The 12948-nt window shown below is 53.8% G+C and carries 11 protein-coding genes; 6 read left to right on the top strand and 5 right to left on the bottom strand.

Translation table 11 applies throughout. The annotated features are described in order from the left end of the window. Positions 1-66: 66 nt before the first annotated feature. Positions 67-1089, bottom strand: a complete 1023-nt coding sequence (locus B5F75_RS00355) for a glycosyltransferase family 8 protein (RefSeq protein WP_158093726.1) — start codon at positions 1087-1089, stop codon at positions 67-69. Between the two features lie 182 nt (positions 1090-1271). Here B5F75_RS00355 and ptsP point away from each other — a divergent pair, with 182 nt between their 5' ends. Genes ptsP through nagA form a run of 3 tightly spaced genes read left to right on the top strand, consistent with a single transcriptional unit; the run spans position 1272 to position 5776 of the window. Beyond that, positions 1272-3752: a phosphoenolpyruvate--protein phosphotransferase gene (gene ptsP, locus B5F75_RS00360; RefSeq protein ID WP_158093727.1), complete on the top strand. Its 2481-nt coding sequence runs from the start codon at positions 1272-1274 to the stop codon at positions 3750-3752. A gap of 36 nt (positions 3753-3788) precedes the next feature. After that, positions 3789-4616, top strand: coding sequence for a glucosamine-6-phosphate deaminase (nagB, locus tag B5F75_RS00365; RefSeq protein ID WP_087286257.1), 828 nt, complete (start codon positions 3789-3791; stop codon positions 4614-4616). Next, positions 4613-5776 carry an N-acetylglucosamine-6-phosphate deacetylase gene (nagA, locus tag B5F75_RS00370; protein ID WP_087286260.1) on the top strand — a complete coding sequence of 388 codons (1164 nt, stop codon included), beginning with the start codon at positions 4613-4615 and terminating at the stop codon, positions 5774-5776. The genes nagB and nagA overlap by 4 nt, the downstream gene beginning before the upstream one ends. 72 nt (positions 5777-5848) lie before the next feature. Here nagA and B5F75_RS00375 read toward each other — a convergent pair whose 3' ends face one another. From B5F75_RS00375 to B5F75_RS07625, 3 genes are read right to left on the bottom strand one after another with little or no spacing between them, the layout of a single operon-like run. Beyond that, positions 5849-6382, bottom strand: a complete 534-nt coding sequence (locus B5F75_RS00375) for a type IV pilin protein (protein ID WP_087286264.1) — start codon at positions 6380-6382, stop codon at positions 5849-5851. An 8-nt stretch (positions 6383-6390) separates the two neighbouring features. Then, positions 6391-6882: a type IV pilin protein gene (locus B5F75_RS07620; protein WP_087286268.1), complete on the bottom strand. Its 492-nt coding sequence runs from the start codon at positions 6880-6882 to the stop codon at positions 6391-6393. 11 nt (positions 6883-6893) lie between these two features. Continuing rightward, positions 6894-7397 (bottom strand): type IV pilin protein, encoded by a 504-nt coding sequence (locus B5F75_RS07625; RefSeq protein ID WP_087286270.1) that lies wholly within the window; start codon positions 7395-7397, stop codon positions 6894-6896. A gap of 163 nt (positions 7398-7560) precedes the next feature. Between B5F75_RS07625 and B5F75_RS00390 the strand changes: the two genes are divergently transcribed. Together B5F75_RS00390 and B5F75_RS00395 are read left to right on the top strand one after the other, a co-directional pair. Continuing rightward, a complete protein-coding gene (locus B5F75_RS00390; protein WP_087286273.1) occupies positions 7561-8664 on the top strand; it encodes a GMP reductase in 1104 nt (367 codons plus the stop codon). 302 nt (positions 8665-8966) lie between these two features. Continuing rightward, positions 8967-9383, top strand: coding sequence for an FKBP-type peptidyl-prolyl cis-trans isomerase (locus tag B5F75_RS00395; RefSeq protein ID WP_087286276.1), 417 nt, complete (start codon positions 8967-8969; stop codon positions 9381-9383). A 91-nt stretch (positions 9384-9474) separates the two neighbouring features. On the opposite strand, the gene B5F75_RS00400 is transcribed toward B5F75_RS00395, so the two are convergent. Further along, the gene (locus tag B5F75_RS00400; protein ID WP_087286278.1) at positions 9475-10113 is read right to left on the bottom strand and encodes a redox-sensing transcriptional repressor Rex; all 639 of its coding nucleotides are present in this window, start codon (positions 10111-10113) and stop codon (positions 9475-9477) included. A 179-nt stretch (positions 10114-10292) separates the two neighbouring features. Here B5F75_RS00400 and adhE point away from each other — a divergent pair, with 179 nt between their 5' ends. Next, the gene (gene adhE / locus B5F75_RS00405; RefSeq protein WP_087286279.1) at positions 10293-12932 is read left to right on the top strand and encodes a bifunctional acetaldehyde-CoA/alcohol dehydrogenase; all 2640 of its coding nucleotides are present in this window, start codon (positions 10293-10295) and stop codon (positions 12930-12932) included. The last annotated feature ends 16 nt before the right edge of the window (positions 12933-12948 follow it).

Consider the following 12948-nt stretch of genomic DNA (forward strand, 5'->3'; position numbering starts at 1 on the left):
AATCTCACGCAAAAAAACACCCCGAACGGAACTTCCGTTCGGGGTGTTTTTACAAGGCGCAAGCTTCTAAAACTCGGGCTTTAGCCAAGCCTTCAGCGCAAAACGAAGCGCCTTAACGGGACGTGCAAAACAATCCGGCATCAGCTGGAAAAACACACGGTTCTGCAGGCCGAATTTGCGGCAAAAGGCCACATAGGCCCGGCTGTCCTTGCGCACGGACACCGGCGCCCCGCCCTTTTTAATCCACTCGGCATATCCGCGGTACCATTCCCGAAAATAATAATAACACCAAAATTTGCGCGGGCCCGTGCTGTGCACGATATACGCCCGTTTCAAATCGGCATGGGAAGAAGACGCCGGCCGGTTATAATCCCGCGGCAAAACCGTTGCCTGCCAGCCGAAATGATCCACCGCCACATTAATTACCGCCTGATCCGGCAAAAACAAATAATCCGCCCAGCGGGCCATTTGCGCATACAGCCAATCGGTAATTTCCGCATAGCGGCCGGGGCAAGGCAGCTTTCTGGTCAGGGCAAATACGCCCGCATTGTACCCGGGGGAGGAAGGATTTACCCCTTCCGGCACCGAAAAGAAATTGCGCGCGACCGTCGTCATCACCGGATCTAAGGTTATGCCGATACCGTTGGAAATTTGGTCAAACACGCCCGCCAATTCCTTGCGCACCAGCACATCGGAATCCAAAAACAGCACGCGTTCATAGCGGTCTAACAGCCGAAAGCATTCAAACCGGGCGTACGACGCCGGAGTAAAAAGCGTAATACTCTTGCGGGCCGGCACCGGGTAGGGCATATCAAAATCCACCACCTGCACGCGGTCGGACAAAGACGTAAAAATTTGGCGCAGTTTATCATCGGCCTGCCAGATAAACACAAAAATATCGCTCTGCTCCGCCAACTGCGGGGAATGGCGAAGAAACGAATCAACCGATACATACGTGCAAAACGTAAAAGCGCGGCTGCAGGTCAGCACGACGGCCGTCTTCCGCGGCGAAGCAAGCTCCGTATGCAAATTGATCCGGCGGCGGTTTTCTGCACACTGTTGCGCCGTATATTGCCAATCGCAAGACATAAAGCACCCCATTTATAAATGTAACTATTTGGAAGAATATCAAAAATAAACCGCCTCCGTCAAACCGCAGGGCCGGGGCGGCGGCCGGGCCCCGTCTGCAAGCCTGCGGCCTGCGCCTTTTTCTCTTCTTAAAAAAAGCCTGATAATATACTATAATGGAGGTAACCTTTGAAGGAGTTTTTATGTCCAATACATTTACCGTTTATTCTCCCGTTGCGGGAGTAGCCGTTCCGTTGGAAAAAGTACCCGATCCCGTTTTCAGCGAACATATGCTGGGTGACGGCATCGCCATTGACCCGGTGGAAGACACCGTGTTTGCGTTATTTGATGGAAAAATTATCAATTTTAATAAAGAATCCCATGCGTTTGTGCTGGGCGCAAACGGCGTGGAAGTGCTGGTGCATGTAGGGTTGGAAACAGTTACCTTAAAAGGGGAAGGTTTCACGCCGCTGGCCAAGACGGGGGATATGGTAAAAAAAGGGCAGCCCCTGCTGAAATTTGATCCGAACGTCATCGCCCAAAAAGCCGCCAGCCCGCTGGTGATGGTGGTGGTTACGACCCCGCCGGAATCTTCCGTTGCAAATAAGGCGGACGGCATTTTGAAAGTGGGTGATCCGCTGTTTCAGCTGCCGTCAGTGCAGGCGGTCGAAGCCTCTTCTTCCGATGAACCGCTCACGCAAAGCGCCCCCATTACCGTGATCAACCCCAACGGCCTGCATGCCCGCCCCGCCGGGGTGCTGGCCCAAATGGCGCTTAAATATCCGTTTACCGTTGAAATCGTAAAACAGGGCACCGCCGCCAATGCAAAAAGCGTGGTAGCCATCATGGGTATGGCGCTGGCCTATAACGATACCGTTACGCTGCGCGCCGGCGGGCCGCAAGACCAGGCAAAAGCGTTCTTGGCGCAGCTGGAAACGGCCTTTAAAGAAGGGCTGGGCGAAAACACTTTTCCCGCGCCCGCGCCAACGGCTGCACCCGCTTCGTCGGAGCAAAAAGCCTTAACCGCCTGTGCGGGGCTGGCGTTTGGAAAAGCGTTTCTGTATCACGCGGCCGATATTGCCTTTGAAGAAAACGCCGCCGATTCCGCCGCCGAACAAAAACGCCTGACAGACACACTGCAGGCGGTCATTGCGGAAACGGAAAGCAAAATCGCCTCCGAAAAGAATGAAGAAGCCAAAGCCATTTTAGGCGCGCATTTAAGCATTTTGCAAGATCCAGAACTGGCCAAACAGGCACAGCAATCCGTCCAGGCCGGCAAATCTGCCGCCTACGCCATCAGCGAGGCCATCCGCGCCAGCATCGGCGTACTGCAAAAAACCGCCAACGCCTTCTTAATGGAACGCGCCGCCGACTTGAAAGATTTGCGCCGCGCGCTGTTATTGCGTTTGGGCGGCAAAAGCCAAACCGCCCCGCAAGTGCCGCAAGGGTGCATTCTGGTGGCGGAAGAACTGCTTCCTTCCGAAGCGTCCGCCTTGGAAGGGCAAGTGGCCGGCGTGTTGTTAGCGGCCGGCTCTCCCACGGCGCATGCCAGCATTATTTTGCGCAATATGGGCATTCCCACCGTGGTGCGCGGCGGGCAGAAAGTGCTGGATATTCCGGCCGGAACCTCCATTTGCTTAGATGCCGACCACGCCCTTTTTACCGCAAATCCCACGCCTCAACAGCAGGCCGATTTTTCCAAACGCCTTGATCAACACCGCCAAGAACGCTTGGCGCAGGAACAAGCCGCCCACGAAAAAGCCTGCACGCAGGACGGCGTGCAAATTTGGGTAGAAGGAAATGTTTCCAACGAAAAAGAAGCCGCCCGCGCAATCACAAACGGGGCTGACGGGCTGGGCTTAGTACGCACGGAATTTTTATTCCACGGCCGCACGCAAGCCCCCTCCCAGCAGGAACAGCAGACCGCTTACCAAGCGGTGGTCAACGCCGCACAAGGCCGCCCGGTTACCCTGCGCACGCTAGACGCCGGGGGCGACAAGCCGCTTCCTTTCGTGCATATTCCCAAAGAGGAAAACCCGATTGTCGGCATTCGCGGCATACGCGCTTTTAAACACAACGAAGCTTTTTTCCGCACCCAACTGCGGGCCATGTTAAGCGTGGCGCCGCAAACGGGCAATTTGCGCATTATGCTGCCGATGGTGGCTTTTAGCGAAGAAATGGATTTTTTCAGACAGGTCATTTTAGAAGAAAAGCAAGCCTTGGGCGTTAAAAATAACGTGCAAATCGGGATGATGGTGGAAGTTCCTTCCGCGGCGCTCAGCAGCCGTCAAATGGCGGAACGGGCGGATTTCTTTTCCATCGGCACCAACGATTTAACGCAATATACCCTTGCCATTGACCGCGGCCACAAAGAATTAAGCGTCCTAGCCGATTCGCTCCACCCGGCCGTGCTGCGCCTGATCGGGCTTACCTGCGAAGGAGCCCGGCAGCAGGGCAAACCGGTGGCCGTCTGCGGCGCTATGGCAGGAGACTTGACCGCCATTCCTTTCCTGATAGGATTAGGCGTAACGGAACTGGCCGTAGGCGCAGGAGCGGTGGCGCAAATTAAAGCCCTGGTGCGCCGGCTTGACAGCCGCCGCTGCGGGCAAGCCGCGCAAAAAGCCGTTACGTTGGCCAGCGCAAAAGAAGTGCGCGCTTTGGCCAAGGCGGAATTTGGCGTATAGTTTTGTTTTCAAAGCAAGAAGCTTCGGGAGCTGCGTATGCGTTTGGTAGTAACCAAAATGAATTTGGGATTATGGGCGGCGGCGTATGTAAAAGAAAAAATACACGCCTTCCGCCCAACGGCCGAAAAACCGTTCGTCATGGGGCTGCCCACCGGCGGCACCGTGGTGGATTTTTACGCCAACCTGCGGCTTTTTTACAAAGAACATTTGTTGGATTTCCGGCATATTGTTACGTTTAATATGGATGAATATGTCGGGCTTCCGCAGGATCATCCCCAAAGCTACCACAGCTATATGCGCCAAAATCTGTTTTCCGAGGTGAACATCCCCCCCGAAAACACTCATATCTTAGACGGGCAGGCGGCCAATTTGCCGCTGGAGTGCGCCCAGTACGAGCGGGCAATCCGCCAAGCCGGCGGCATTCACTTGTTTCTGGGCGGGGTCGGGCGAAACGGGCATATCGCTTTTAACGAGCCAGGCTCCTCCTTTGACAGCCGCACCCGCCCCGTCAATTTAACGGCGGCCACCATACAGGCCAACTCGCGTTTCTTTTTAAACGACGTTCACCGCGTCCCCACGCAAGCCTTAACCGTGGGGATTGGCACCATTTTGCAAGCGCAGGAACTTTTGTTTTTGGCCTCCGGCCCGTCCAAAGCGGGGGCGGTGGCGCAATTATGCAAACCGGGCCTTAGCGAAGCCTGCCCGCTTACGGCGCTTAAATTGCACCCCCACGCCACCCTGCTGGCGGACTCCGCCGCCTGCGCCCTGGCCGAAGGGCCCATCCGCCAACAGTTAGATGCGCTGATGCACAGCCAGCCCGATGCGCCGCATTGGGTGGTGGAACTGCCTAAGGAGGCGCTATGAACGATTTTTTAATTACACCCGTTTGTGCCGTTACCCCGCAAGACACGCTTCAACAGGCGGCGATTTGGATTCAAAACGGGCACATCTTCCGCATCTTAGACGCGGAGGAACTTCCGCCGCAGGCCCAGCAGCTGCCCCGCATTGAGGCAAAGGGCTGTGTGGCCATTGCTGGATTTATTGATCTGCATATTCACGGTTTTGCCGGTTTCGGCCCGGAACTGGCCGACCCGCAGGCCTTGCTGAATATGTCGGAAGCGTTGGCGCAAACCGGGGTATGTGCTTTCTGCCCCACGCTCTATTGCGCTAAACCGGCAGAGATGGAAAAACTGCTTCGCAAACTCCGCCCGGCGGTAGGGTTGGAAACGGGCGCCAAAATCATCGGATTTCACTTGGAGGGGCCGTTTATTTCCCCCAAAAAGCCGGGCGTGATGAAGCCGCAGGATATTGCGCCGGCCGATTTAAAAGCGTTTCAAAAAATTTGTGAAGCGGGCGACGGAACCATCGTTTCCGTTACCTTGGCGCCGGAATTGCCCGGCATTGAACCGGTGATTGATTACGCCAAACAAAACGGCATCCTGCTGCAAGCCGGCCACACCAACGCCACGTATGATGAATTTCTGCTGGGGGCGGCGCGCGGCGTTACCCACGTAACCCATTTATTTAACGCCATGAGCCCTTTCAACCACCGCGAGCCGGGCGTGGCGGGCGCGGCGCTGATGCATCCCGGTATTTCGTGCGAACTGATTGCCGACGGCGTGCATGTGCACCCGGACATTGTGTCCTTTTTGCGCACGGTCAAACCGATTGAAAAAATTATTGCCATTACGGACGCGCTCCTTCCCACCGGGCAAAAAGAGGGCCCCTTCCTTGCCAACGCGGAGGAAGTGGTCTTTAAGGGCGGCGTCTGGCGGCGTCGGAAGGACGGCGTGATCGCCGGCTCGGCCCTTACCATGGCCCAAGCGTTTAAAACGCTGTTGGACTGCGGCTACACCTTGCCGCAGGCGGCGGCGTGCACTTCGTCCAATGCGGCCCGCTTAATAGGCCTCTCCAAGTATGGCGCGTTGGAAGAAGGAGCCTCGGCCGATATTGTATTGCTGAACGCTTCTTTTGAGCCGGAAAAAGTATTTTTACGCGGGCAAATGCGGGTGCCGGCAGATTAATGGGCAGCTCCAATCACAAAAAAGCCGGGAGAAAAAATCTCCCGGCTTTTTATATTTCGCAAAAACCGTTTCTCAACTGCACCAGCCCGAAGCGGTGGAATCCAACCCGTACACTTCGCAGGAGCCGTCCCCGGCTCCGTCGTTGCACAGGAAATTATCCCGATTGGAATTGGTTTCCAATTCGCCCAAATACAAGAAGTTCACGCCGGCGTTGTCCCCTTTGCGGCGCACGGCACACACGCCGTTAATAATGGTGGCGGTAGAGCCGGAAACCGAGCCTTGCGGCAATAGCGTGTATTTGAAATCTTTGGTGTAGAGGGTATTCCCCGTGCAGCGCGTCAGGCGGGCGCCCGTAGAGGCGTCCACACACGGAATGGTAACGTCCAAATTTTCAAAGCCAAACAATCCGTTTGCGTAGTTTTCTCTGTCCATATTGTCCAAGGTGCGCAATTTGGACTCTAAAATTTTTTTCATCAACGTCCGCGCCTCGGCCATGCGGGATTTTTCCACGGTTTTATCATACATCGGCACCGCCATCGTCACTAACAGCGACACAATCATCACCGCCACCAAAATTTCCACCAGCGTAAATCCTTTTTTCTGCATACAAGCTCCTATAACGTATCCAAGCCGAAAATATCACACGCCTCCGAGGAAGCATCGGGCTCTTTGCAATAAAGCTGCTGGTTTTCCCGGTCGAAATAAAACGATACGCCCTTATACGGATCGGTGCGTTTTTCGGCTTTGACATACGCCACGCCGTTTTCATTTACAAGCGCCGTATACGAAAACCGCGAACATTGCAGCGTGCGGTTGCTGTCCACCAGCGAGCATCCCGTCGGCAAGTTGGAGGAGTCGAACATATCCATCCGCGGGAAAGAATAATTGGTTTGTCCTTTCTGCGCCACCAGCGCAGCATACGAGCGAAAGCCAAATTCGCCCGCCAGGCGTTCGCTGGAGTCGTAAATGGTTCTCAGCATGGCCTGCGCCTCGGAAGCGTGGGCTTTTTCCACCACTTTTCTATACTGCGGCAGCGCCACGCCGGACAAAATTGCCACAATCAATACAACCGTCAATAATTCAATCAGCGTAAATCCTTTTTTCATAGCTCTCTCCATTAGGGAACAACCGGAATCACGGTGAATTCGCAGGCGGCTTTATCCAAATTCAGGCGCTCGCACGCATCCGAACCGCTGGTTCCGGGACAGCAGGTAAATTGATCGCCCGCATAATACACAATCGTTCCTTTATAAGTACCTTTTTGCAGCGTGGCCGACACCCACGGTTCCCCGACTGTACACATTCTGCCCGCACAGGATTGGACTAAATTATACTGGAAATTTTCCGTAAGCAGGGTGGTGTCGCTGGTTCGTTTTCCTTTCATATCGATGTCCAGCTTGTCAAAAGAAACCGCCGGTTGAACCAGTTGCAATCCCCACTTCCAGCCGCGTTCGGTCATCAGCCGTTCCCGCGCGTCGTAAATGGCAGGCAGCATCTGCAGCGCTTCCGCCACGCGGGTGCGCTCCACGCTGCGGCGGTACTGGGGCAGCGCAATCGCCGTTAAAATACCCATAATCAGCACGACTGCCAATAATTCAATTAAGGTAAACCCTCTTTTCATAAAAACTCCCTGTAAAAGTATAGGCTTTTTATCGTTTATTACAATACCCATTATAACTAAAAAACTCTTTCCGTGCCAAGCCGCCAAACTGCTTTTAAAACCTAAATTTTGTATGATATAAGACGGTTTGGCCGGATGCTCTGCGGCCGGAAGGAGGATTAATATGAGAATTTATGATGATATCCAGCTGGATTATTGCGACGTTTTGCTGCGCCCCAAACGCTCCACGCTGGCTTCCCGCTCGGAAGTAATTGTAGAGCGCGAATATACGTTTAAATGGTGCCCCCGCTCCCTCACGGCTACCGGCATTGTAGCGGCCAATATGGCCACTACCGGTACGTTTGAAATCGCCAAAGAAATGCAAAAACTCCGCCTGATGAGCGCCCTGCACAAACATTATACGGCCCAAGAACTGCTGCAGTTTCTTAAAGACAACGCCCAAGCGTTTGGCAACAACGATTTGCTGTTTGTCAGTTCCGGCGTGTCGGACGCGGATTACGAAAAACTCAAACAAGTTATGGCCTCCAAGCTCATCAACAACATCTGCGTGGACGTAGCCAACGGCTACTCGCCGTACCTGATTAACTACATCCGCAAAATCCGCAAAGACTTTCCGCAGGCGCTTATTATGGCGGGCAACGTCGTAACCGGCGATATGTGCGAAGACCTGATTTTAAACGGAGCCGATATCGTAAAAGTGGGCATCGGGCCCGGCTCGGTGTGCACCACCCGCAAGCTGACCGGCGTCGGACGGCCGCAATTTTCTACCGTCATTGAATGCGCCGACGCGGCCCACGGCGTGGGCGGAATGATTTGCGCCGACGGCGGCTGCACCGTGCCCGGGGACGTTTGCAAAAGCTTATGCGCCGGGGCCGATTTTGTGATGCTGGGCGGCCTGCTGGCGGGCCACACCGAAAGCGGCGGCGAGATGTGCACCAAGTCGTTCCAAACGGGCGAAGTAGAGATGATTGACGACAAAACCTGCGCCATGCGCATTGAAGAGAAACAATATAAGAAATTCTACGGTATGAGCTCCGAATACGCCCAAGACAAACACTACGGCGGGATGAAAAAATACCGCGCCAGCGAAGGAAAAGTAGTGGAAATTCCCTTCCGCGGGCCGATTGAGCACACCCTGCTGGCCATTTTGGGCGGCATTCGCAGCTGTATGACGTATATCGGCGCCAAACGCCTAAAAGATATGCCCAAATGCGCCACTTTCTACCGCGTCAACCGGCAGCTAAACACCATCTTTGGCAACGATTAACGCACGCGCTTTCTTAGACAACGCGCCGCCCAAGCGGCGCGTTTTTTATGCGCCCAACTAATCCTTTTTTGGCCTTGAGCTTCCCCCGCTAAAGAGCCATACTGGGGGTACACCGCCCAGCGGGCGGCCCGGGGGAGCCAGGCGTCTATTTTACCCCCAGCCAACATGTTGGTATCCCCCGCCCCCTTCCGGGCGGGGGCTTTTACGCACCGACATACGGATTTTTTAGCCCATTTTTAAACAAAACTGTTACAATATACCCATATACTCGCCCAGAACTTCTGCGGCAAAAGGAGATAAAAATGATTAAAGAAGGTTCTAAAGTCAAATTTGACTATACCCTCACGGTAGACGGCAAAACCGCCGACACCTCCGCAGGACGCGGCCCGCTGGAATATGTGCACGGGGCCGGGCATATTATTCCGGGGTTGGAAGAAGAACTGACCGGGATGAAAGTGGGCGACAAGAAAACGGTAAAAGTCTCCCCTGAGAAAGGCTACGGAAAAGTATTGCCCGAAGCCATCCGCCGCGTGCCGAAAGAAGCCATCGGCGGCGCCGAAAACCTCAAAGTAGGCGATATGGTGGGCGCCAGCAATGCGGGGCACACCTTCCGCGCCGTGGTGAAAGAAATTACGGACAAAGAAGTCGTGCTGGATTTCAACCACCCGCTGGCCGGCAAAGAATTAACGTTTGACGTGGAAATTAAAGAAATTAATTAACCGTATTCGGTTTTTTAAACGGAGCCCGCCAGGCTCCGTTTTTTATTTAAAAACCCCGCCTGTTTTAAAAGGCGGGGTTTTGTAAAACGCGTCAGCGGCTTTTTAACTTGGCGCACAATTCGGCCAAACCCGAAGAAATGTCCTCTTTCTGCACCACCACGCCGGGCGGAACGGTTAAATTGACGGGGGCAAAATTCCAAATGGCTTTAATCCCCGCCGCCACCAGCGTATCGGTAATGCCTTGGGCCGCGGCCGCGGGCACGGTTAAAATGGCTATTTTTAAATTTTGTTTTTCAATGATTCCCGCCAATTGCGCCGTGTGATACACCTGCACGCCATGAACCGAATTGCCCACTTTTTCCGGGTGCGTGTCAAAGGCCGCCACAATTTCAAGCCCGTGGTTTTTAAATCCGTCAAACCCCAACAGCGCCGCGCCCAAATGGCCAACGCCCACCAAAAAAGCTTTGTTTAAATTGTTCCAGCCCAAAAATTTTTCAATAACGGCAATCGTCCCCGCCACTTTAAAGCCGGCCCGCAGTTTGCTGGGGGCGCCCACGGCCTGCAAATCTTTTTTGATGACGATGGGCAGCAGCTGCGTTTCTTCCGCCAAAGCGGTGGAGGACACCAATTCCCGCCCGTAGGCGTGCAGATTATAAAATATCCGCAGATACTGCGGCAGGCGGCGGATGGTTTGAATGCTGATTTCTTTTTTATGATGGAATATACTCATATGTATCGTCTGAAAACTCTGGATATTACAATATCCATAATATCTATTTGTAAAGTCCTTGTCAAGCCTTTCTGCGGTTGTTTTATAGAAGGGTTATTGACATCATTTCGTGCAAAATATAAAATATAGATATCAAAATATCCATAGAGATGTTTTTGTATATCACAAGGAGACTATTTATGGCGGAAAAGAAAACTGCGCCGGCTGTTGCCACCCCGGAAGAATTGGCCCACTTGGACCAAATTGTTTCGAAGGTCAAAGAAGCCCAGCGCGTGTATGCGACATATACGCAAGAACAAGTAGACAAAATTTTCCGCGCGGCCGCTATCGCCGCTGCGCAAAACCGGATTCCCCTGTCCAAACTGGCGGTGGAAGAAACCGGCATGGGGGTAATGGAAGACAAGGTAATTAAAAACCAATTCGCTTCCGAATACATTTACAACCAATACAAAGACACCAAAACCTGCGGCGTCCTCTCGGACGACGACGCGTTCGGTTTCCGCCAAGTGGCAGAGCCTATCGGACTAATCGCCGGGATCATCCCGACCACGAACCCGACTTCTACCGCTATTTTCAAAAGCTTGCTTGCTTTGAAAACCCGCAACGGGATTGTGTTCTCTCCGCATCCGCGCGCCAAAAAATGCACCATCGCCGCGGCGAAAATCGTGTTGGACGCCGCCGTGGAAGCCGGCGCGCCCGCGGGCATTATCGGCTGGATTGAAAACCCGACTATGCCCCTTTCCAACGCGCTCATGCACCACAAAGACATCAACCTGATCTTGGCCACCGGCGGCCCCGGCATGGTGAAAGCGGCGTACTCCTCCGGCAAGCCGGCCATCGGCGTAGGCGCCGGCAACACCCCGGTAGTGATTGACGCCACCGCCAACATCAAAATGGCCGTCAGCTCCGTGATTATGAGCAAAACCTTTGATAACGGGATGATCTGCGCCAGCGAACAGTCCGTCATTGTGGAAGACCCGGTGTACGATAAAGTGAAAGAAGAATTTATCGCCCGCGGGTGCCACTTTGTAACCGGAAAAGACCGCAAAAAACTGGCCGACACCATCGTCATTAACGGCAAGCTGAACTCCGCCATCGTCGGACAAAGCGCCGAAAAAATTGCGGAAATGGCCGGCATTAAAGTGCCCGCCGGCACCAAAATTTTGATTGCCGAAGCCAAAGAAGTAAGCGACCAAGAACCCTTCGCCCGCGAAAAACTCTCCCCGGTATTGGGTTTCTACCGCGCCAAAGATTTTAAATCCGCCGCGCAGCTGGCCAAGGATTTAATCCTCTACGGCGGCGCCGGACATACTTCCGTGCTGTATACGGACGAAGCCAACGAAGACCATATTGACTACTTCAAAGATATGCCCACCGCCCGCACGCTGATCAATATGCCTTCTTCCCAGGGGGCCATCGGCGACGTGTACAACTTCAAGCTCGCCCCGTCTTTGACGTTGGGCTGCGGCTCTTGGGGCGGCAACTCCGTCAGCGAAAACATTGGGGTAAAACATCTTATGAACGTGAAATCCGTCGCGGAACGCCGCGAAAATATGTACTGGTACAAAGTACCTTCCAAAATCTACTTCAAACGCGGCGCCCTGCCGCAGGCCTTGGCGGAACTTTCCGACAAGCACCGCGCCTACATCATTACCGATAAAACCATGGAACAGCTGGGCCATGTGCGCGCCGTGGCGGATGTGTTGGAAAGCCTCAACATCAAGTTCCGCGTCTTCTCCAACGTTCTGCCGGATCCGAACATTTCCAACGTGCAGGAAGCCTTAAACATTGCCAATTCCTGGCAGCCGGATATGATTATCGCCTTAGGCGGCGGTTCTGCCATTGACGAAGGAAAAATGGTGTGGCTGATGTACGAAAACCCGGATACCAGCTTTGAAGATATCGCCATGCGCTTTATGGATATCCGCAAACGCATTTACGCGGCGCCGCCCTTGGGCAAAAAAGCCGTGATGGTAGCCATTCCCACCACCTCCGGCACCGGTTCCGAAGTAACGCCGTTTACGATTATTACCGACGAAAAAACCGGCACCAAATACGCCATTACCGATTATGCGTTAACGCCGGATATGGCAATTATCGACCCGGAATTCGTGCTGAATATGCCCAAATCGCTGACGGCTTTCTCCGGGTTGGACGTGCTGACCCACGCCATTGAAGCCTACACCTCCGTATACGCCACCAACTTTACGGACGGCCAAGCGTTGGAAGCCATGCGCCTGGTATTTAAATACTTGGAAAAATCCTACACCAACGGCGCCAAAGACATCAACGCCCGCGAAAAAATGCACTACGCGGCCACCATTGCCGGTATGGCTTTTGCCAACGCGTTCTTGGGTCTTTCGCACTCCATGGCGCACAAACTGGGCGCCATGTACCACGTGCCGCACGGATTGGCCAACGCCCTCTTGCTCTCGTACGTTATTGAGTTCAACGCCACGGACAAACCGACCAAGCAGGGCCTGTTCCCGCAGTACAAATATCCGTTCGTCAAAGGCCGCTACGGCAAAATTGTGGACTTCCTGCTGCCGCACAACAACTTGGGCGACGATAAGGACGCCAAAGTACAAAAACTCATTGATATGGTGGAAGATTTGAAACACAAGCTCAACATCCCCCGCTCTATCAAAGAGTACGGCATTCCGGAAAAAGAGTTCTTGGACAACTTGGATAAGCTTTCCGAACTCGCTTTCGACGACCAGTGCACCGGCGGCAACGCCCGCTACCCGCTGATCAGCGAAATCAAGGACTTGTACCTCAAAGCGTACTACGGAGAACCCGTGAAACACAAAGCCAAATAAGCTTTGCAGAAACACC

Origin of the sequence: Elusimicrobium sp. An273 (assembly GCF_002159705.1) — a bacterium.
Lineage (GTDB): Bacteria > Elusimicrobiota > Elusimicrobia > Elusimicrobiales > Elusimicrobiaceae > Avelusimicrobium > Avelusimicrobium gallicola.

Excerpts from the sequence above, each read along its gene's own strand:
- B5F75_RS00355 (WP_158093726.1), bottom strand. The coding sequence starts at position 1,089 with ATGTCTTGCGATTGGCAATATACGGCGCAACAGTGTGCAGAAAACCGC.
- ptsP (WP_158093727.1), top strand. The coding sequence starts at position 1,272 with ATGTCCAATACATTTACCGTTTATTCTCCCGTTGCGGGAGTAGCCGTT.
- nagB (WP_087286257.1), top strand. The coding sequence starts at position 3,789 with ATGCGTTTGGTAGTAACCAAAATGAATTTGGGATTATGGGCGGCGGCG.
- nagA (WP_087286260.1), top strand. The coding sequence starts at position 4,613 with ATGAACGATTTTTTAATTACACCCGTTTGTGCCGTTACCCCGCAAGAC.
- B5F75_RS00375 (WP_087286264.1), bottom strand. The coding sequence starts at position 6,382 with ATGCAGAAAAAAGGATTTACGCTGGTGGAAATTTTGGTGGCGGTGATG.
- B5F75_RS07620 (WP_087286268.1), bottom strand. The coding sequence starts at position 6,882 with ATGAAAAAAGGATTTACGCTGATTGAATTATTGACGGTTGTATTGATT.
- B5F75_RS07625 (WP_087286270.1), bottom strand. The coding sequence starts at position 7,397 with ATGAAAAGAGGGTTTACCTTAATTGAATTATTGGCAGTCGTGCTGATT.
- B5F75_RS00390 (WP_087286273.1), top strand. The coding sequence starts at position 7,561 with ATGAGAATTTATGATGATATCCAGCTGGATTATTGCGACGTTTTGCTG.
- B5F75_RS00395 (WP_087286276.1), top strand. The coding sequence starts at position 8,967 with ATGATTAAAGAAGGTTCTAAAGTCAAATTTGACTATACCCTCACGGTA.
- B5F75_RS00400 (WP_087286278.1), bottom strand. The coding sequence starts at position 10,113 with ATGAGTATATTCCATCATAAAAAAGAAATCAGCATTCAAACCATCCGC.
- adhE (WP_087286279.1), top strand. The coding sequence starts at position 10,293 with ATGGCGGAAAAGAAAACTGCGCCGGCTGTTGCCACCCCGGAAGAATTG.